This is a genomic window from Pseudomonas sp. GW823-FHT06B06, assembly GCF_058795195.1.
In genome coordinates, this window is record NZ_JBXAHO010000024.1 from 40890 (window position 1) to 61400 (window position 20511).

18 protein-coding genes and 1 riboswitch are annotated in these 20511 nt (G+C 60.9%); of the genes, 6 read left to right on the top strand and 12 right to left on the bottom strand.

Annotated features, from left to right (window positions below; translation table 11 throughout):
• Nucleotides 1–6: 6 nt before the first annotated feature.
• The 8 genes from parC to AC1Q8Q_RS21100 form a co-directional block, all read right to left on the bottom strand.
• Nucleotides 7–2274: a DNA topoisomerase IV subunit A gene (gene parC, locus AC1Q8Q_RS21065; RefSeq protein WP_179056864.1), complete on the bottom strand. Its 2268-nt coding sequence runs from the start codon at nucleotides 2272–2274 to the stop codon at nucleotides 7–9.
• A gap of 7 nt (nucleotides 2275–2281) precedes the next feature.
• Nucleotides 2282–2806: a retropepsin-like aspartic protease family protein gene (locus AC1Q8Q_RS21070; protein ID WP_020798564.1), complete on the bottom strand. Its 525-nt coding sequence runs from the start codon at nucleotides 2804–2806 to the stop codon at nucleotides 2282–2284.
• On the bottom strand, nucleotides 2803–3792 hold the full coding sequence (locus tag AC1Q8Q_RS21075) for an esterase-like activity of phytase family protein (protein WP_020798565.1): 990 nt from the start codon (nucleotides 3790–3792) through the stop codon (nucleotides 2803–2805). Before AC1Q8Q_RS21075 ends, AC1Q8Q_RS21070 begins: the two co-directional genes overlap by 4 nt.
• Nucleotides 3792–5699: a DNA topoisomerase IV subunit B gene (gene parE / locus AC1Q8Q_RS21080; RefSeq protein WP_020798566.1), complete on the bottom strand. Its 1908-nt coding sequence runs from the start codon at nucleotides 5697–5699 to the stop codon at nucleotides 3792–3794. The genes AC1Q8Q_RS21075 and parE overlap by 1 nt, the downstream gene beginning before the upstream one ends.
• Nucleotides 5700–5742: 43 nt before the next feature.
• Entirely contained in the window at nucleotides 5743–6351 is a 609-nt protein-coding gene (locus tag AC1Q8Q_RS21085; protein WP_020798567.1) for a YqiA/YcfP family alpha/beta fold hydrolase, read from the bottom strand.
• Nucleotides 6352–6533: 182 nt separating this feature from the next.
• Nucleotides 6534–7349, bottom strand: coding sequence for a 3',5'-cyclic-AMP phosphodiesterase (cpdA, locus tag AC1Q8Q_RS21090; RefSeq protein ID WP_168757127.1), 816 nt, complete (start codon nucleotides 7347–7349; stop codon nucleotides 6534–6536).
• Between the two features lie 98 nt (nucleotides 7350–7447).
• Nucleotides 7448–7900, bottom strand: coding sequence for a DUF1249 domain-containing protein (locus AC1Q8Q_RS21095; RefSeq protein WP_008063540.1), 453 nt, complete (start codon nucleotides 7898–7900; stop codon nucleotides 7448–7450).
• Nucleotides 7891–8508: an NUDIX domain-containing protein gene (locus AC1Q8Q_RS21100; protein WP_020798570.1), complete on the bottom strand. Its 618-nt coding sequence runs from the start codon at nucleotides 8506–8508 to the stop codon at nucleotides 7891–7893. Before AC1Q8Q_RS21100 ends, AC1Q8Q_RS21095 begins: the two co-directional genes overlap by 10 nt.
• Before the next feature lie 219 nt (nucleotides 8509–8727).
• Here AC1Q8Q_RS21100 and AC1Q8Q_RS21105 point away from each other — a divergent pair, with 219 nt between their 5' ends.
• A complete protein-coding gene (locus AC1Q8Q_RS21105; RefSeq protein WP_008063538.1) occupies nucleotides 8728–9474 on the top strand; it encodes an RsiV family protein in 747 nt (248 codons plus the stop codon).
• Here the strand turns inward: AC1Q8Q_RS21105 and cytX are convergent.
• Complete coding sequence (gene cytX / locus AC1Q8Q_RS21110; protein WP_042955490.1) at nucleotides 9443–10735, bottom strand: putative hydroxymethylpyrimidine transporter CytX; 1293 nt, start codon at nucleotides 10733–10735, stop codon at nucleotides 9443–9445. The two genes, AC1Q8Q_RS21105 and cytX, sit on opposite strands and share 32 nt — an antisense overlap.
• A 155-nt stretch (nucleotides 10736–10890) precedes the next feature.
• Nucleotides 10891–12780, bottom strand: coding sequence for a phosphomethylpyrimidine synthase ThiC (gene thiC, locus AC1Q8Q_RS21115; RefSeq protein ID WP_008063536.1), 1890 nt, complete (start codon nucleotides 12778–12780; stop codon nucleotides 10891–10893).
• Nucleotides 12781–12944: 164 nt separating this feature from the next.
• Nucleotides 12945–13050: riboswitch (TPP riboswitch) on the bottom strand.
• A 193-nt stretch (nucleotides 13051–13243) separates the two neighbouring features.
• Here thiC and AC1Q8Q_RS21120 point away from each other — a divergent pair.
• Nucleotides 13244–14677, top strand: a complete 1434-nt coding sequence (locus AC1Q8Q_RS21120) for a TolC family outer membrane protein (RefSeq protein WP_020798574.1) — start codon at nucleotides 13244–13246, stop codon at nucleotides 14675–14677.
• A gap of 73 nt (nucleotides 14678–14750) precedes the next feature.
• On the opposite strand, the gene waaA is transcribed toward AC1Q8Q_RS21120, so the two are convergent.
• Together waaA and AC1Q8Q_RS21130 are read right to left on the bottom strand one after the other, a co-directional pair.
• On the bottom strand, nucleotides 14751–16028 hold the full coding sequence (waaA, locus tag AC1Q8Q_RS21125) for a lipid IV(A) 3-deoxy-D-manno-octulosonic acid transferase (protein ID WP_020801204.1): 1278 nt from the start codon (nucleotides 16026–16028) through the stop codon (nucleotides 14751–14753).
• Complete coding sequence (locus tag AC1Q8Q_RS21130; protein ID WP_083350046.1) at nucleotides 16021–16935, bottom strand: LysR family transcriptional regulator; 915 nt, start codon at nucleotides 16933–16935, stop codon at nucleotides 16021–16023. The genes waaA and AC1Q8Q_RS21130 overlap by 8 nt, the downstream gene beginning before the upstream one ends.
• Before the next feature lie 104 nt (nucleotides 16936–17039).
• On the opposite strand from AC1Q8Q_RS21130, the gene AC1Q8Q_RS21135 reads away from it, so the two are divergent.
• The 4 genes from AC1Q8Q_RS21135 (at nucleotide 17040) to AC1Q8Q_RS21150 (ending at nucleotide 20510) form a co-directional block, all read left to right on the top strand.
• On the top strand, nucleotides 17040–17372 hold the full coding sequence (locus tag AC1Q8Q_RS21135) for a DMT family transporter (protein ID WP_008055699.1): 333 nt from the start codon (nucleotides 17040–17042) through the stop codon (nucleotides 17370–17372).
• 151 nt (nucleotides 17373–17523) lie between these two features.
• A complete protein-coding gene (locus AC1Q8Q_RS21140; protein WP_033045423.1) occupies nucleotides 17524–18699 on the top strand; it encodes an NAD(P)/FAD-dependent oxidoreductase in 1176 nt (391 codons plus the stop codon).
• On the top strand, nucleotides 18696–19508 hold the full coding sequence (locus AC1Q8Q_RS21145; protein WP_492615461.1) for an aldo/keto reductase: 813 nt from the start codon (nucleotides 18696–18698) through the stop codon (nucleotides 19506–19508). The genes AC1Q8Q_RS21140 and AC1Q8Q_RS21145 overlap by 4 nt, the downstream gene beginning before the upstream one ends.
• Before the next feature lie 33 nt (nucleotides 19509–19541).
• Entirely contained in the window at nucleotides 19542–20510 is a 969-nt protein-coding gene (locus AC1Q8Q_RS21150; RefSeq protein WP_020801209.1) for a hypothetical protein, read from the top strand.
• Nucleotide 20511: the final 1 nt, after the last annotated feature.

The window sequence follows — 20511 nt, forward strand, 5'->3', positions numbered from 1 at the left end:
GGACGCTTAATTGAGGTTTTCGACGAGCAGCGCATCTACCCTCTGGAAGCCACGTGGCAATTTGTTACCACGGCGGCCACGTTCACCTTTGTAGTGCTCCAGGTCGTCCGCTTTCAGTGACAATGTACGTTTACCTGCCTGAAGCACCAACGTAGCGCCATCCGGCACAACGGCGATGTCCGTGACATATTCTTCGCGGCTGGCTACGCGCTCACCGGAAATCCCGATGATCTTGTTGCCTTTGCCCTTACCTAATTGTGGCAGATCGCTGATCTTGAAGATCAGCAAGCGACCTTCGGTGGTCACCGAGGCCAGCCAGTTGTGCTCACGATCGGCCACCGCACGCGGCAGAATCACCTTGGCGTTGTTTGGAAGGCTCAGCAATGCCTTGCCCGCCTTGTTCTTGGCCTGCAGGTCTTCACCTTTTACGACGAAACCGTAACCGGCGTCCGAGGCAATGACGTACAGCGCATCATCTTCGGGCATCAGCACGCATTCAAAGTTCGCCCCTGGCGGCGGCGTCAGACGGCCGGTCAGCGGTTCGCCCTGGCCACGGGCCGACGGCAAGGTGTGCGCGGCCACCGAATAGCTGCGACCGGTGGAATCGATAAACACCGCAAACTGGTTGGAACGCCCCGCCGCCAAGGCCTTGAAACCATCCCCGGCCTTGTAGGAAAGACCGGTGGCGTCGATGTCATGGCCCTTGGCGGAGCGAACCCAGCCTTTTTCCGAGAGCACGACGGTAACTTTTTCGTTCGGCAGCAGATCGTGCTCGGTCAGCGCCTTGGCTTCAGCACGCTCGACGATTGGCGAGCGACGGTCGTCACCATAGGTCTCGGCGTCCTTGATCAGCTCGGTGCGTACCAGCTTTTTCAACTTGGCTTCGCTACTCAGCAGCGCTTGCAGCTTGGCTTGTTCCTTGAGCAGTTCATCCTGCTCGGCACGCAACTTCATCTCTTCCAGTCGCGCCAACTGACGCAGGCGGGTGTCGAGGATGTAGTCAGCCTGGATTTCACTCAGGGCGTATCGTTCGATCAGCGCGGCTTTTGGCTGCTCCTCGGTGCGGATGATATGGATCACTTCATCCAGGTTGAGGTAGGCGATCAACAAACCGTCCAACAGGTGCAAGCGACGCTCGACCTTGTCCAGGCGGAACTGCAGGCGACGACGCACGGTCTGGACCCGGAACGCCAACCACTCGACCAGCAGCGCCCGCAGGTTTTTCAACTGCGGCTTGCCGTCCAGTCCGATGATGTTGATGTTGACCCGGTAGCTCGACTCCAGCTCGGTGCTGGCGAACAGGTGCTGCATCAAGGCATCGTGGTCGAAATTTTTCCGGGCGCCCGGAATGATCACGATGCGGCACGGATTCTCGTGGTCCGACTCGTCGCGCAAATCGGCGATTTGCGGGGCTTTCGATGGTTTTGCCTGCATCATCGCCGCGATCTGTTCCAGCACCTTTGCACCTGAGACCTGATGCGGCAGCGCGGTAACGATGATGTCGCCGTCTTCGATATGATAAACGGCGCGCATGCGCACCGAACCACGACCTGTTTCATAGATTTTCAGCAGGTCGGCGCGCGGCGTGATGATTTCTGCTTCAGTCGGATAATCCGGACCCTGGATGTGCTCGCAGAGCTGTTCGACCGTGGCCTTGGGCTCATCGAGCAAACGCACGCAGGCGCTGGCGACTTCGCGCAGGTTGTGCGGCGGCACATCGGTGGCCATGCCCACGGCGATACCGGTGGTGCCGTTCAGCAGGATGTTCGGCAAACGCGCCGGCAACACCAGAGGCTCGTCGAGTGTGCCGTCGAAGTTCGGCCCCCAGTCCGCCGTGCCCTGGCCCAGCTCGCTGAGCAGCACTTCGGAGTAGCGCGACAGCCGCGCTTCGGTGTATCGCATGGCGGCGAAGGACTTGGGATCGTCCGGCGCACCCCAGTTACCCTGGCCATCCACCAGCGTGTAGCGGTAGCTGAATGGCTGGGCCATCAGGACCATGGCTTCGTAGCAGGCCGAGTCGCCATGGGGGTGGAACTTACCGAGCACGTCACCGACGGTACGCGCCGATTTCTTGTGCTTGGAATCGGCGTCCAGCCCCAGCTCACTCATGGCGTAGACGATACGCCGCTGTACCGGTTTCAGGCCGTCGCCGATATGCGGCAAGGCACGGTCCATGATCACGTACATGGAGTAGTTGAGGTAGGCATTTTCGGTGAAGTCAGCCAGTGATCGGCGTTCTACACCGTCCAGGCTGAGATCAAGGGAGTCGCTCATGCGGGCCTCATCGGTTCGTTGTCTGGCGCAGCAGCATGGTGCCACCGCGCTGGGTAAATTCAAGTTTGTTCAGCGCGCTCATACCGAGCAGCACTTGATCGCCATCCAGGCCTGGCACGACGATGGCGCGCACATCACGCAACACAATGTCGCCCAGTTGCAGCCGGTCGACGCGGGTTCGATAACCCTCGGTGCGACCATTGGCGGTGCTCAGGGTCACCCCGAAGCCTTGTTCCAGTTTCAGCCGCTGCGCCAATTGTGCCGGGATCGCCACATCGGTCGCCCCGGTATCGAGCATGAAATTCACCGGCTGACCATTGATATGGCCGCTGGCAACGAAATGTCCCTGGCCGTTGCCGATCAGTTTCACTTCGACGAAACCATCGCCGAGCTCCGAGCTCACTACCACATTCGGGTTTTGCTGACGCTCTTCCCACTGGCCGAAAAAACGCGTCGCCAGGAACAACGCGGCGCACCAGGCCAAGACCATCAAGACGCGACCGGCACGTTTGCCCGGCGTTTGCTGGCTCATGGCTTGGCACTCCAGCCACCTTCAGGTGCAGCGAAGCGCCAGACGATCGGACGTACCTCGCCATCGGCGCGGGCACCGTTGTTGTTATCGACACCGATCCAGGCACCCTCGGCGTCCACGATCAACGCTTCGGTCAGTGCAAAGCCCTGGGGATAACGACGATTTTCCTGCAATGCCTCATCGGCAAAGGACCAGCAGCGTTCGACCTTGGCAGTCACCGCATCACGACGACAAATCTCGTACGCGTTGCGCTCGAGGGTAAACAACTTGCCGTCGAACCATGACAAATCGGCAAAATCCCGGGGCATCGCTCTGGCGCTGGGAAATTGTGCAGGTTGCATTTCCTTTCCCCCTTCACTCAACAGCACACAACCGCCGTCGCAGTCCCACACGGTTTGCTTGCGCTTGATCAGTAGCAACCCGCGACTCTCGCGCTCGGCAGCCAACCACAACTGGTCACCTTGCGGATTGATCGCCAGGCCTTCGAACAATGCATTGAAACGCAGCAACAGCCCACTGGCCCGGGCCTCGCGAACCATGATCGGCGAAATCTTCAGCCAGGAGGTCGGTCCGGTTGGCGGAATTTGCAGCACCGCCGCATGGGACTCACTGACCACGTAGCGATTTCCGGCGCTGTCGCAGGTGATCCCTTCGAAATCCAAGTCACCGCCACGCACGAACGACGACACCCAGGCCCGCGAACGCAAACCCCAGGGCAAGCCGCTGTCGGGTACGGGCGGGACACCGATGCCCACCGCTTCCGCGTGCCAGGCACCCTCGCCAGTCTCCAGGCGGTAGATCTGATCGTCGTCGCGGTCGGAGACTGTCCACAGCTCGTTGCCGCACTGGGCCAGCCCGGACAGGTTGCCACCGCGCATGCCGTCCACGGCATGTTCGGACAACAGGCGCAACTGCGGTGTCGGCTTGGCAGACACCGTCATCGAGGTCAGCAGCAACGCACACGCCAGGGCAAAGCCCAGCCGCATCAGCCCAGCACCTCCGCCAGGTTGCCCTTGGACTCCAGCCAGTTCTTGCGGTCACCGGCGCGCTTTTTCGCCAGCAGCATGTCCATCATTTCCGAAGTCGCGGCGAAATCCTCACCGAGGGTCAGCTGCACCAGACGCCGGGTATTGGGGTCCATGGTGGTTTCGCGCAACTGCGGTGGGTTCATCTCACCCAGGCCTTTGAATCGAGTGACCTGCGGCTTGCCGCGTTTCTTCTCGGCCACCAGGCGATCGAGAATCCCGTCGCGCTCGGCTTCATCCAAGGCGTAGTAGATCTCTTTGCCCAGGTCGATACGGTACAGCGGCGGCATGGCGACGTAGACGTGACCAGCGTCCACCAATGGGCGGAAATGCTGGACGAACAATGCACAGAGCAGCGTTGCAATGTGCAGCCCGTCGGAGTCGGCGTCAGCGAGGATGCAGATCTTGCCGTAGCGCAGCTGGCTCATGTCCGCGGCGCCCGGATCGACGCCAATGGCCACGGCAATGTTGTGCACTTCCTGGCTGGCCAGCACTTCGCTGCCGTCGACTTCCCAGGTGTTGAGGATCTTGCCGCGCAACGGCAGGATCGCCTGGAACTCTTTGTCCCGCGCCTGCTTGGCCGAACCGCCGGCGGAATCACCTTCCACCAGGAACAACTCGGAACGCATCGGGTCCTGCCCGGCGCAATCGGCGAGCTTGCCCGGCAATGCCGGCCCCTGGGTGATGCGCTTGCGCTCGACCTTTTTGCTGGCCTTCAGGCGACGACCGGCGTTGCTGATCGCCAGTTCTGCCAGCGCCAGACCGGTTTCCGGGTGGGCGTTGAGCCACAGGCTGAAGGCGTCCTTGACCACGCCAGAGACGAACGCCGCCGCTTCCCGGGACGACAGACGTTCCTTGGTCTGCCCGGAGAATTGCGGCTCCTGCATCTTCATCGACAGCACAAAAGCGATGCGCTCCCAGACGTCTTCCGGCGCCAGCTTCACACCGCGTGGCAACAGGCTGCGGAACTCGCAGAACTCGCGCATGGCGTCGAGCAAGCCTTGGCGCAGGCCGTTGACGTGAGTACCGCCCTGGGCGGTCGGGATCAGGTTGACGTAGCTTTCCTGCACTGCGTCGCCACCTTCCGGCAGCCACAGCAGCGCCCAGTCCACGGCTTCCTTGTTACCGGCCAGGCTGCCGCAGAACGGCTCGTCCGGCAGACGCTCGAATTCGCTGACGGCATCGACCAGGTAGGAACGCAGGCCATCTTCGTAATGCCATTCGACTTTCTCGCCGCTGGCCTTGTCTTCAAAACTGACCAGCAACCCCGGGCACAGGACGGCCTTGGCCTTGAGCACGTGCTTGAGGCGGCTGATGGAGAATTTCGGAGAATCGAAGTATTTCGGGTCCGGGGCGAAGAACACGCTGGTCCCGGTGTTGCGCTTGCCAACCGTACCGACGATTTCCAGCTCGGTTTTCTTGTAACCGTCGGCGAAGGTCATCTGGTATTCGTTGCCGTCACGTTTTACACGCACCCGGACTTCGGTCGACAAGGCGTTGACCACCGAAATACCCACCCCGTGCAGACCGCCGGAGAACTGGTAGTTCTTGTTGGAGAACTTGCCGCCCGCATGAAGCTTGGTGAGGATCAGTTCGACGCCCGAAACGCCTTCTTCGGGATGGATATCCACTGGCATGCCACGGCCGTCATCGCTGACTTCCAGCGAGTGATCGGCGTGGAGGATGACCTGCACCGATTTGGCATGCCCGGCCAAGGCTTCGTCGACACTGTTGTCGATGACTTCCTGGGCGAGGTGGTTCGGCCGACTGGTATCGGTGTACATGCCGGGGCGTTTACGCACCGGGTCGAGGCCCGAGAGGACTTCGATGGCGTCGGCGTTATAAGAGCTAGCGCTGGGAGTGGCCATGGGGTCTCGTCGTCAGTCTTTCATTGAAAATAGGGGCAAGGTTTCACAGCGCGGTGAAATCAATCGCCTGGTACAAATCTGCGCCAATGCCGGCAAAACTCAGCATTGCCGGAAGCCGCTCGGCGAAACCCTGGAAACCATGGTCGCCACCCGCCTGGATGCGTAAGGCACAAGCCCGGTAATACTGCTGGGCAAGGCGATAGTCCAGCGTTTCGTCACCGGTCTGCAACCATACCTGATAGCGCTGTGGGTCTTGGGGTGCCGGCACTTCCAGCTCGGCGAGGGCCGTCACGTGGTCGTGGGTCATTTCCCAAGTCTGTTCGGTATACAGGTTTTTCTGTGTACCCAGGAACCCGTCGAACATCCGATGCGGGCTGACGGCAGGGTTGATCAACAGGGCTTTCAAGCCATGGCGCTCGGCCAGGTGAGTCGCATAGTAGCCGCCGAGTGAGCTTCCGACCAGCAGCGGTCGTCCGAGCGCTTCAATCGCCTGCTCCAGCTGGCCAATGGCCTCGCGGGGATGGTGATGCAGGGCCGGCACACGCAGATGGTCGCTCAAGCCCAGGCGCTCCATCACGTCACTCAACTGAGTGGCCTTTTTCGACGCCGGCGCGCTGTTGAAGCCATGGATATAAAGGATCGAGCCGGACATGAAGACTCCCTGTGGGTCGGGTAAGGAAGGCGGAGTTTACAGGGTGTCGCAGATGTTGGATGCCCCCTGTAGGAGCGAGCATGCTCGAGATGGTCGCCAACGATAACGCTGGTGACCTGTTTTCCAGTGTCGTCATCGCGTTTTTCGCGAGCGTGCTCGCTCCTACAGTGACGGTGGGCGTGTCAGTAACCGTCGGAGCCGTAATCGACCTGGAAGTCGAAGCCGGTCACACGTTCCACACCCGTTTCAAGCCGCCCATCCGGCAACAGCCGTAACCAGCGATACCCCGGAGCCTGCTCTCCGACCTTGAAATCCTCACTGCCCGGTTCGAACTGAATGCAGGTCGATGGCGAGGCAATCAGACGCACGTTGTTACGCAATTGATCGATTTCCTGATGCACATGCCCCCACAGCACGGCGCGCACCTGTGGAAAGCGATCCAGAACCTCAAAAAAAGCTTCAGGATTACGCAGCCCGATGGGCTCCATCCACGCACAGCCGATCGATACGGGGTGGTGGTGCAAGCACACCAGATGGTGCCGCTCCGGTGCTTCGCTCAATGAACGAGCCAGCAGTTGTAACTGTTCGTCCTGCAAATACCCCGGCACCGAGCCGGGCACTGCCGAGTCGAGCAGTGTGACCCGCCAGTTGCCGATATCCACCACCGAGTCCAGCAAAGCACTTTGCACCGCGGCCTCGGCCATGATTTGCGGCTCGTCGTGGTTGCCGGGAATCCAACGGGCCGGCGCGTCGAGCTGCCGGGTCAATTCACGAAACTGCTGGTATGACGCAAGAGTACCGTCCTGGGACAGATCGCCCGTGGCCAGGAGCAGATCGATCTGCGACTGCTGCACTCGCACCAATTCAATGACTTTTTGCAGACTGTCGCGGGTATTCATGCCCAACAGCGTGCCGTGCACCTCGCCAAACAGATGACTGTCGGAGAGTTGCACCAGGAATGCCGGATCGGCGCTGGTCAATGAGGATACGCTCGGCAAGGTGTTCTCCCAGGGCGTGAACACGGATTGGGTGAGAGACGTGATTATGCTGGGAGACGATCGAAAGGGGAAACCTGTGAACCTGACGCGGTTCACAACTAACGGACGACTTCGTACTCATGCCCCAGTGCCAGGCAATGGCTCAGCCACTCGCCCAGAAACATGTTTAGCTGGGCCTTTTCGTCGGGCTGGTGCATCGAGGCGTTCGGGTAAGGATAGATGCCGCGAAAGCGCCGTGCATGTTCGGCGCTGACCACTTCGGCCATGCACGCGTCGTGATAGACCTGCACTTCCAGTTGCGGCACCGGCAGCCACGGCAGGCTGTGTTCCTGCCGCACCTGCAGGGTCGTGGTGTAGGGACAAACCTGCAGCACTTCCAGCGCCAGCACGCCCAGCATCTGGTCGCCATGGGTCACGGCAATCCGCCGCGCCGCTGGCTCGCTGCGCATGTCCGGCAACAGTCGCATAAGGCGCGCGTAGTTCGCCTCACAGGACGCCTGCAGCCCCACGAGGTCCACCCGATAGCGATCGCGCAACTTGTTTACGACCATAGCCCCCTCACTTCAACGCGGTTCAGTGCCAGCCATTGCAAGGCAATGATGCTGGGCGCGTTGGCAATACGTCCGTCGCGTACGGCTTGCAGGGCATCTTCAAACGCCCACACCGTGACGCGGATATCTTCAGCCTCTTCCTCCAGCCCATGCAGGCCGCCTACCCCACTACTATCGCAACGTCCGAGGTACAAATGCACGAATTCGTTGCTGCCGCCCGGCGATGGAAAATATCGGGTCATCGGCCACAGTGCCCCAATCACAAGCCCAGCTTCCTCCTGCGCTTCGCGGTGAGCAACTTCTTCCGGTTGCTCATCCTTGTCGATCAGACCAGCGACCAGTTCGATCAGCCATGGATTGTCAGTCTTGCCCATGGCGCCGACGCGAAACTGCTCGATCAGTACCACTTCGTCGCGCTTCGGGTCATAGGGCAGCATGCACACCGCATCGTGGCGCACGAACAGTTCACGGCTGATCTCGCGACTCATGCCGCCGGCGAACAATTCGTGGCGCAAGTGCACGCGATCGAGCTTGTAGAAACCCTCGAAGCACTTTTCACGCCGAACGATATCCACGGCGGTCGGAATGGCTTTGGCAAAATCAGTCATGACTATCCTCTTACTTCAAACCGATACGAGGTTCATTCCCGGAACCTCGACTTCGCGCCATCCTAACGCGCCCGTGAGGTTTGATGCAGCCCCTTTACCTTCATCGAGATAGACGGTGAGTACGAAACCCACTCTAATTAGCTTAGTGGCGAACTGACTGCTCCGTTGATAGTCGAAGCGGGTAACTTTTTGCCTTTCCCTGTTTTATCAAGGACACCCATGTCACTTTTTAAAATTGCCTCCGTGGCCGCTCTCGCCCTGACCCTTGGCGCTTGCCAGAGCCTGTTCCAGCCCAATTATCGCGCGCCGCTGGAAACCACCCGCGACGCCACCGAGCAGCTCAAGCCAGGCTGTTCGGACCAGGACTGCCCGCTGGTGAACATCGACACCCTGCACTTTCCCGCCGAGCCTGCGCTTGACGGCATCATCGAAAAACGCCTGCTGCAAATGACCCGCACCTCGCCCGACGCCCCGGTGGCGCCGACACTGGCGGCCTATCGCGAACAATTTTTGCGCACCGCCGGCCCGCGCAACAGCAGCTATTTGCAGGCCAAGGTACGTGAACAGCATGACGGACTGGTGATCATCGAATTGTCCAGTTACCTGGACACCGGCGGCGCCCATGGCACACCGGGACGAGGTTTCATCAACTACTCGCGCCAACAGCAGAAAGTGCTGACGCTTTCGGACATGCTGGTGCCAGGGCAGGAAGAGGCGTTCTGGAAAGCGGCGCAGGTGGCGCACAACAGCTGGTTGATCAGCACCAAGCTCGATCAGGAACCGGAGTTCGTCAAGAGCTGGCCGTTCCAGAAAACCCAGAACGTGGCGCTGACCTATGGCGGGGTGATCCTCAAGTACGAAACCAGCAGCATCGCGCCTTACGCGCTGGGCCATGTCGAATTGAAGATCCCCTACCCTCGCCTGAACGGCATCATCAAGCCCGAGCTGTTTCCTGGCCGTAACTGAAGGCCCGACCCAGCACCAACTGCAGCAGCCCTGCGAGGATCAACGCCGGCAGGGTTGCGCCAATATCCGGATACAGATTAGCCAGCAGGTGATAGGTGCTGACCCCGCCCAACCAGGCGAGCAGCGCCGGCCAGCGCAATGCAGCTGAGGCAACCTGGCCACTGCGCTTGCGCAGGATGAAGTGATCCACCAGCACCACGCCGAACAGCGGCGCGAACACCGAGCCGATCAACAGCAGGAAGTTCTGGTACTGGGCCAGTGGTGCCAGCAAGGCGATCAGGGTGCAGATCACGCCAATGGCCAAGGCCAGGTGCTCGACTTTCAGGCGCAATAGAATCCCGCTGGAAACGGCTGCCGAGTGAATGTCGGCGAAGGCGTTTTCCGATTCGTCCAGCAGAATCAGCAACAGTGGAATACCCAGGCCCGCGCCCGCCAATGCCAACAGCAAGGCATTGACTTCACCGCTCGGCGCGAACGCCAGGGTGTAGGCCACGCCCAGGCTCATCAGCCAGAAGTTACCGATAAAGAAGCCGATTGCGGTACCACCGAAAACGTTTTTCGCCCGCTTGCCGAAACGCGAGTAGTCGGCGATCAGCGGCAGCCACGACAGCGGCATCGCGATGGCAATGTCAAAACCTACGGCAAACGGCATCGAACCGTCGCCGGCCTGGGCCCACAAGGCGGCCAGGTCGGCCTTGGCGAACAGGTTCCAGGTCAGCCAGATGCACGCTGCCAGCAGCAGCCAGATGCCCCATTTGCGCAGGATCTGGCGCACGAAGGTCAAGGGGCCGCTGACGGCCAACAGGGTCGCAAGCGCGCCGAAAAACAGCGTCCACAGCACTGGATTGGACAGCGCACTGCCATCGCTGAAGGCCTTTGCGCCCAACAGGCTGGCGGCATCGCGCATGACGATGATCTCGAACGAGCCCCAACCAATCAGCTGCAGCAGGTTCAGTACGGCTGGCAGGCTCGCGCCCCGATTGCCCAGGCTAAGCTTGAGCGCGGCCATCGACGACAGGCCGGTATCGCTGCCGATCACGCCGACGGCGGCCAGCAACAGGACGCCGACCAGCGTGCCGAGGAAAATAGCCAGCAAAGAGCCGGACAGACCCAGGCCTGGCGCGAGCAACGCACCGGTCTGCAAGACCATCAGGCCGATGCCGAGAGAGAACCACAGGGAAAAAAGATCGCGACCGCCGAACACACGCTTGTCGGCTGGCACCGCGATGCCAGGTGAATAAGTACTCGGTTGAATGCTCAAGGGTGTTATCTCAGAGGGACATTTGTTGTGATGTGTGATCGTTCCCACGCTCTGCGTGGGAATGCCTCAAGGGACGCTCTGCGTCCAGTGGCGCGGAGCGTCACGGGCTGCATTCCCACGCAGAGCGTGGGAACGATCAGCACGAGGTTGTCAGATCAAACTTTCTGGTAAAGCTGACTGCCTTCCTGCTTGAAGCGCTCGGCCTGTTCGGCCATGCCTTGGGCGACGTCCACGTCCACCGCTTCGATCCGTTGGTTGGCCGCATACTCGCGGACTTCCTGGGTGATCTTCATCGAGCAGAATTTCGGCCCGCACATGGAGCAGAAGTGCGCGACCTTGGCCGAATCCTTCGGCAACGTCTCATCGTGATACGAACGAGCGGTGTCCGGATCCAGGCCCAGGTTGAACTGGTCTTCCCAACGGAATTCGAAACGCGCCTTGCTCAAGGCATTGTCGCGGATCTGCGCGCCGGGATGTCCTTTGGCCAGATCGGCGGCGTGCGCGGCGATCTTGTAGGTGATGATCCCGGTCTTCACGTCATCCTTGTTCGGCAGCCCCAAATGCTCCTTCGGCGTCACGTAGCAGAGCATGGCGCAACCGAACCAGCCGATCATCGCCGCACCGATGCCGGAGGTGATGTGGTCGTAGCCCGGCGCAATGTCGGTGGTCAGCGGGCCGAGGGTGTAGAACGGCGCTTCGTCGCAGCACTCGAGCTGCTTGTCCATGTTCTCCTTGATCAACTGCATCGGCACGTGGCCCGGGCCTTCGATCATGCACTGCACGTCGTGCTTCCAGGCGATCTTGGTCAGCTCGCCGAGGGTTTCCAGTTCGCCGAACTGCGCTTCGTCGTTGGCATCGGCAATCGAGCCCGGACGCAGGCCATCGCCCAGCGAGAAGCTGACGTCGTAGGCCTTCATGATTTCGCAGATGTCTTCGAAATGGGTGTAGAGGAAGTTCTCCTTGTGGTGCGCCAGGCACCACTTGGCCATGATCGAACCGCCACGGGAAACGATGCCGGTCACGCGCTTGGCGGTCATCGGCACGTAGCGCAACAATACGCCGGCGTGGATGGTGAAGTAGTCGACACCCTGCTCGGCTTGCTCGATCAGCGTGTCGCGGAACAGCTCCCAGGTCAGGTCTTCGGCCACACCACCGACTTTTTCCAGGGCCTGGTAGATCGGCACGGTGCCGATTGGTACCGGCGAGTTGCGGATGATCCACTCGCGAGTTTCGTGAATGTGCTTGCCGGTGGACAGGTCCATGACCGTGTCCGAACCCCAGCGAATGCCCCAGGTCAGTTTCGCCACTTCTTCTTCGATGGACGAACCCAGGGCACTGTTGCCGATGTTGCCGTTGATCTTCACCAGGAAGTTACGGCCGATGATCATCGGTTCCAGCTCGGTGTGGTTGATGTTGGCCGGAATGATCGCGCGACCGCGGGCAATCTCGTCACGGACAAACTCTGGTGTGATGATTTTCGGCACGCTGGCGCCGAAGCTGTGTCCGGCGTGTTGCTGGTCCAGCAGGCCGGCGGCGCGGGCCACTTCCAGCTTCATGTTTTCGCGGATGGCGACGTATTCCATCTCGGCGGTGATGATGCCTTTGCGCGCGTAATGCATCTGGCTGACGTTGGCGCCCGGCTTGGCGCGACGCGGGTTGTTGACGTGGGCGAAGCGCAGCTTGGTCAGTTCCGGATCGGCAAGGCGCTCCTGGCCGAAATTGGAACTCAGGCCACTCAGGCGCTCGGTGTCACCGCGGGATTCGATCCATGGCGAGCGCACATCGGCCAAGCCTTTGCGCACATCGATGATGACATTGGGATCGGTGTAAGGGCCCGAGGTGTCGTACACCACCACCGGCGCGTTGACCTCGCCTCCGAAGTCGGTCGGCGTCACGTCCAGGCTGATTTCGCGCATCGGCACGAGGATGTCCGGGCGAGTACCCTGGACATAGATTTTTTGCGAACGGGTAAACGGCTGAACCGATTGTTGATCGACCTTGGCCGAGTCACTCAGGTTGGTGGCGATTTTTGCTTTTGTAGTCATCACGGGCTCTCCAGACAGCATCCAGGCAGTGGAATTTTGTCGGAGCGAACCTGTAAACGAATGGACGCACGTGCGCTGGGAAAACCAGCTGTGCTGTGCTCAGTGCTCGAGGGGTGTTCGATTGTCGAACAACATCCCGGACGAAGCACAAGAGGACTCGCCGGGTGACGAGAAATCTTGTTCCCTACGCAGGCGCTAACCTGATCAGGTTCAACGGGATCCGAAATTATTCGATCTCAGCCTCATAGCAAGGCACCCCGACAAGAACCCGGCCAGTCTAGACATAACTGCCCAAGAACGCCAACACCGCTGCAAACACCGTGATGAATGGCGCAATTACAGGATTGTTGCGGGACGAGCGCGCAACTACACTCGCTACGGCCACGCTGCGCATTGACGCTGCAGGTGCCGCGCCGTAGCCTTGGCGCTCAAATTATCAGCATAATCTTTTAGGGATCGCCTCATGCTGCGCAAACTCTCACTGGCCCTTGCCGTGTCTTGTGCGTCCAATGGAATGGCCTGGGCAGCAGAAGCGCCCTTATCGACCAAGACCGATCTGGTCAGCGTCTATCAGGAAGCGGTCAACAACAACGCCGACCTCGCCGCCGCCATCGCCCAATATGGCGCCCAGAAGGAAGTCGTGCCCCAGGCCCGCGCAGGCTTGCTGCCCAACCTGTCGGGCGGCGCCAATGTCTCCAACGTACGCACGGCCATCGACCAGCCTTCGGCCACGACCAACCGCAATGCGCATTCGTACCAGGCAACCCTGGCGCAACCGCTTTTCCGCGCCGATCGCTGGTTCCAGTTCCAGGCCGCCAAGGACGTCAATGAACAGGCTGCGCTGCAACTCTCCGCGACCCAGCAGAACCTGATCCTGCAGACCGCCGACAGTTACTTCAACGTGTTGCGCAGCCAGGACAACCTTGCCTCGACCAAGGCCGAGGAAGCCGCGTTCAAGCGTCAACTCGATCAGTCCAACGAACGCTTCGATGTCGGGCTCTCGGACAAGACCGATGTGCTCAACTCACAAGCCAGCTACGACACCGCACGCGCCAATCGCATCGTTGCCCAGCGCCAGGTGGATGATGCCTTTGAAGCCCTGGTGACACTGACCAACCGCCAGTACAACTCGATCCAGGGCATCAGCCACAACTTGCCGATCCTCCCGCCAGCACCGAACGACGCCAAAGCCTGGGTCGAAACGGCGGCCAAGCAAAACCTCAACCTACTGGCCAGCAACTACGCCGTCAGCGCTGCCGAGCAAACACTCAAACAGCGCAAGGCTGGACATGCGCCGACCCTCGACGCCGTGGCGCAGTACGAAAAAGGCGACAACGATGCGTTGGGTTTCAGCAACCCGAACGGCTTTCCCCAGGCCTATGGCGGTAACGTCGAGCAAACCACCGTGGGCCTGCAATTGAACATCCCGATCTACAGCGGCGGCCTGATCAACTCCCAGGTGCGCCAGTCCTATGCGCAACTGGACCAGACCGAACAGCAACGCGAATCCCTGCGCCGGCAAATCGTCGAAAACACCCGCGACCTTCACCGTGCGGTGAATACTGACGTCGAGCAGGTGCAGGCGCGCAAGCAGTCGATCATCTCCAACCAGAGTGCTGTGGAAGCGACGGAAATCGGCTATCAGGTAGGTACGCGCAACATCGTCGACGTGCTGGATGCGCAGCGTTCGCTCTACACCTCGGTACGCGACTACAACAACACCCGCTACGACTACATCCTCGACAACCTGCGCTTGAAGCAGCAGGCCGGTACATTGAACCCGGGGGATCTGCAGGATCTGGCACGTTGGCTCAACCCCAACTACAACCCGGACAAGGACTTCCTGCCGCCGGACCTGGCGAAGGCTGCGGCGGAACAACTCAAGGCCCGCCCCTGAGAAACTGTAGGAGCAGGCTTGCTGGCGAGGGCGATTTCAAGAACGCCATCGCCAGCAAGCCGGCTCCTACAGGTTAGCGGTCAATTAAACGGCCTAATCCATCCAGCAACCGCTGCAACGCCCCCTGATTGGTGCGCATCACCTTCAACCCCGCCTCGGCCATCCGCTGCGCATCCCGCGGAAATTCGAACAGCCGCTGCACCGCCACCGCCAGCCCTTGTGCATCCTCAACCTCCTGCAATGCGCCGGCACTGCGTAACTGCGCGGCAATTTCAAGGAAGTTGAACAGGTGCGGGCCACTGAGCACCGGTTTGGCCAAAGCCGCCGGCTCAAGCAGGTTATGCCCGCCATTAGGCACCAGGCTGCCGCCAACGAATGCGCTGTCGGCCAGGGCGTAGAGAAACAACAGTTCGCCCATGGTGTCACCCAATAGCACCGATGTGGCGGCGGTGACCGCTTCTGCGCTGGAACGCCGCACCGTGGCAAAACCCTGCTGGCGGCACAGTTCGAATACCGCATTGAAACGCTCGGGATGGCGCGGCACCAGAATCAGCAAGGCGTCGGGATGGCTCGCCAGCAACTGGCGATGGGCCGCCAGTACCACCTCGTCTTCGCCATCATGGGTACTGGCGGCGATCCACACCGGGCGTTCCAAGGCCTGCCATTGCCCGCGCAACTCGGCTGCACGTTGCAACAGTTGCGGATCGATGGTCAGGTCGAACTTGATCGAGCCGGTGACCTCAACGGTTTCCGCCCGCGCACCCAACTCACGAAAACGCTGGGCCTCGGCCTCGGTCTGCACCGCGAACAGGCTCATCTCGCCCAACATCGGCCCGGTCAGCTTACCGAAGCGGCCATAGCCCCTGGCCGAACGTTCAGACAGTCGAGCATTGGCCAGGGCCACGGGAATCCCCCGCCTGGCGCATTGATGGATATGGTTGGGCCAGAGCTCGGTTTCCATGATCACTGCCAGCTTCGGCCGGACCCGATCAAGAAAACGCTTGGCGGCGCACGGCAAGTCGTACGGCAAATAGCAGTGCTGGATGCGCGGTTCGTTGGCGAACAACGCCTGGATGCGCTCCGAGCCGGTCGGCGTCATGCAGGTCACGGTGATCGGCAGTTGTGGGTAACGCTGCAGCAAGGCCCGAATCATCGGCGCGGCGGCAATGCTTTCGCCCACAGACACCGCATGTACCCAGATCCCACCGGGCTTCATCGTCGGCATCCCGTAGGAGAAACGCTCGCCGATGCGCTTGGCATAGGCTGGTGCCTTGCGCGAGCGCAGCCACAGACGAATCGCCACCAATGGCAGCCCCAGGTAAAACAGCGCGGTGTAGAGAGTTCTATTCATGGCGGCGGAGTTTATCGGTTTTTTCACCGATAGCCTGCAAATGCACGGCAAAACGCTCCGCCAACCATCGAGCGGCCGGCCCGAGTGGCTCATCGCGGCGCCACACCAACTCAACCACCAAGGCCGGCGGGGTCCATTCGCTGGCCAATTCGACGATCAAGCCCTGGTATGCCGAGTACTGCACCACGTGCCGCGGCAGCCAGGCCCAGCCGAGGCCGCGTACCAGCCATTCGGCCATCACGTAAAAACTGTCGGCCCGCCAGACCTGCGGGCTGGCCGGTTCGCTGCCGGGGTAAATGCTGGACTGCGTGGACATCAGCAGCTGGCGATGCTGCGCCAGTTCCTGGCAATTCACTTCGGCCTTCGCCGCCAACGGATGCCCGACGCCACACACCGTGACCATCTCAACGCTGCCCAGCACCCGCCGTTCCAGGGCTTCAGGAATTTGATCGTGATAAAACAACAACCCCAGGTCGGCCCGCCGCTCCACCAGTTTGCGCGCCACATCGCCTTGGGCGGCGCTGGTCAGTTGCACTTCAAGGCTGGGAAATTTTTCCGCCAGGGCTTCAAAGCTTTCGATAACCGGCTGGTACGGCATGGCCTCGTCCTGTGCCAGGCGCAAGCGAGCTTCCTGGCCGCGCATCATCGCCAGCGCTCGGCCATTGAGGCGCTCGCATTGGCGCAGCACTTCACGCGCTTCTTCCAGCAAAGCGTTGCCGGCCTCGGTGAGTTTCGGCTGGCGACCGCTGCTGCGATCGAACAGGTTCACGCCCAGGTCTTCCTCCAGCAGTGCAATCGCGCTGCTAACCGCCGACTGGGCTTTGCGCTGGTCCCGTGCCACGGCAGAAAACGAACGCTGCTCCGCCACACCGACGAAAAGCCGCAGTTGTTCAAGATTCCATTGCATAGGGCAAACCCATCTTCTGAACAGATAGGTAATGACTTTACCGCATCTGGAGAATCTCTAGAATGCCGAACTCAGCAAGCAACACTTCATACGAGGATTGAACCATGACCGCTTACTACTACCTGGCCATTGCCATCTGCGCCGAAGTGATTGCCACTGTTTCGATGAAAGCGGTCAAGGGCTTCAGTACGCCGTTGCCGCTGCTGCTGGTCATCGTCGGCTACGGTATCGCCTTCTGGATGCTGACCCTGGTGGTGCGCAGCGTGCCGGTGGGCGTCGCTTACGCGGTATGGGCCGGCATGGGCATCGTGATGGTCAGCGTCGCGGCGTTGTTCATCTACGGGCAGAAGCTGGATGTGCCGGCAATGCTGGGGATGGCGATGATTGTGCTGGGGGTTGTGGTGATTCAGCTGTTCTCCAAGACTGCAGGGCATTAACACCTTGTAGGAGCCGGCTTGCTGCGGGCGGCGTTCCGACGATAGCGGTGAATCAGGACACCGTGTTGCAAGGATCGCCAGCAAGCCGGCTCCTACAGGGTCTGCTGTATCCCGTATACTGCGCCCTCGTCTTGAACACTGAGGTCGCTGCATGCCATCCGTTATTTCCACCGACGTTCTCATTGTCGGCGCTGGTGTTGCCGGCCTCTGGCTGAATGCGCGCCTGCGTCGCCAGGGCTTCTCGACCGTACTGGTGGAAAGCGCCAGCCTCGGCGGCGGGCAAAGTGTGAAGTCCCAGGGCATCATCCATGGTGGCGCCAAGTACGCTCTGCATGGCGCCCTGACCGGTGCCTCGGAAGCCATCGCCGACATGCCGCGTCGCTGGCGTGAAGCCCTGGCCGGGAATGGCGAACTGGATCTTTCGGGTGTGCGCCTGCTGTCCGAGGCGCACTACCTCTGGTCCCCGGGTACGATCGCCGGCAACCTCACCAGCTTCTTCGCCAGCAAAGCCGTGCGCGGTCGCGTCGATCAGGTCAAGGGCGATCAACTGCCGCCGGCCCTCCAGGACAAACGCTTCAAGGGCAAGGTCTATCGCCTGGCGGAACTGGTGATCGACGTACCAAGCCTGATCCAGCGCCTGGCCGACCTCGCGGGCGATGGCCTGCTCGCCGGCCAGAAGATCGAGCCGCTGCTGGAGGGTGGCGTGCTGGTTGGCCTGAAGGTGGACGAGCGCGAAATCCGCGCCCAACGCATCGTCTTGAGCGCCGGAGGCGGAACGGCGGCGTTGCTCGAAGCGTTGGGGCTGACCCAGCCCGCCATGCAACGTCGCCCGCTGCACATGATCATCGCCAAAGGCCCAAGCCTCAAACCGCTTTACGCCCATTGCCTGGGCGGTGGAACCAAACCACGCATTACCGTGACCACGCACCCGGCGGCCGATGGCCAGTGGGTCTGGTACCTGGGCGGCGATATCGCCGAAACCGAAGGCGTGAATCGTGAGCCGGTCGAACAAATCGCCACCGCGCAGAAAGAACTTGGCCAGTTATTGCCATGGATCGACCTCAGCACGGCGCGATGGGCAACGTTGCGTGTAGACCGTGCGGAACCACTGCAATCGGGGCTGACACGTCCCGACAACGCCTTCGTGGCCGAGGAAGGTCGCCTTCTGGTGGGCTGGCCAACCAAGCTGGCCCTGGCGCCGGACTTCGCCGACCGCGTCATCGCCAGCCTTGACCGCGATGGCATTCAACCGGGTCCTGTCACCGCTTTGCCGCCACTGCCAAGACCGCCGATGGCCATCCCGGCCTGGGAGCAATTGCTGCCATGAGCCAACCGACTCTGCACGACGTGCATCGTCCCCTGGGCAGCACCGGCCTGCTGGTATCGCCCCTGGGCCTGGGCACGGTAAAACTCGGCCGCGACCAAGGCGTGAAGTACCCCAATGGCTTCCAGATCCCCGACGACAATGAAGCGCGGATGTTGCTCAAGCTCACGCGCGACCTGGGAATCAACCTGATCGACACCGCGCCGGCCTATGGCCGCAGCGAAGAGCGCCTTGGCCCGTTGTTGCGTGGTCAGCGTCAGGATTGGGTGATCGTCAGCAAGGTCGGCGAAGAGTTTACCGACGGCCTGTCCCGTCACGACTTCAGCGCCGCGCACACCCGTTTTTCTGTCGAACGCAGCCTGCAACGCCTTGAGACTGACTTCATCGACCTGGTGCTGGTGCACTCCGACGGCAACGACCTGGCGATCCTCGCTGAAAGCGAAGTTTATGCCACGCTCGCCGCGCTCAAGGCCGAAGGCAAGATCCGTGGCTTTGGCTTTTCCGGCAAGACAGTCGAAGGCGGCTTGAAGGCGCTGGAGCAAGGTGATTGCGCAATGGTCACCTACAATCTGAACGAGCAAAGCGAAAAAGCGGTCATTGACTATGCTGCTGCTCATGGCAAAGCCATTCTGGTCAAAAAAGCCCTCGCCAGCGGTCATGTGTGCCTGAGTCCAGGGGTGGACCCGGTGCGCGCCAGTTTCCAATTGTTGTTCGAACATCCCGGTGTGGCCAGCGCTATCGTTGGAACGATCAATCCGCTGCACCTCGCCCATAACGTGGCGACCGTTGCCCAGGTCCTACGTAGCAACTGATGCCGCCTCACGCGGCCTAAAGCAGGAGCCGACATGCCGCGTACGCTCATTAGAAAGAACCCGAGCAACTTCAAGACCCTGCCGTTATTCGTCGAAGCGACTCCCGAAGGCCTGAGTTATCAGAGCGTCGGGAGACCGTTGAATTTCGCCCAGATCCTGCAGCGTCGACGCCCGGTGAGCGTCGCCGATAAGGAACGGTTTTCCCTTGAATTGGCCAACCTTGGGGTCTCTGTACGCCTGACACTGCATTGGCAGAATCGCGATTACTGGGTGCTGGTGCGTCAACGGCGGCAGGATCGCGGCGACGTGGTGCTCAAGCTGATTTCCGGCTACGTGCCCGCCCATGAGCTGAATTTGCCGCTGCACACCGCCATTCAGGAAATCGCCGAAGAGTGCCTGCTGGAAACCCCGGAAGGCTGGCTCGGTGGGCGCTTCAACGACACTTGGTTACCCGCCCCCTATTCGAGCGCACTGCACTACCGCGAAGCCCTGCCATTTCGCCTGTCGCCGCTGTCCGGCTCGGCGCGTCCGGTGCGCTGCGCCAACCTGCCACTGATCGAACGGCCGCGGGCTTACGTCCACTTGCCGACCGCATCGCTGCAATTGATTTACGACTTGCGCCTGGAGGTTCCGAAGGAAGCCAAGTCCCTGAGCCTGTTTCACGTTGACGAACGACTGGAAGGCGATCAACTGGTGGCCCGCCTGGATCGCAAGCGCCCGGATCTGTACCTGATGCCGTTGAAGGATGGCCATCCCTTGGCCGAGCTCTACACCTTGAAAAAGGATCAACTGCACCCAGCAAGCACCCGTGGACTGTACCTGGCCGAAAGCTTTGCCAGGCAGGAAGGTTGGCTGGTGAAAGATGAGCGGATTCGCTGGAAAGACTGGGTACGGCAGCAGGGCTTGACGCCGCCAACGAAGGATTCGGGATTGGCGCGGTTGCGTGGCAAGGCCAAGCAACTGCTGAAGAAGATAGTACCGCGTAAGGCTGCGCGCCCCTGAT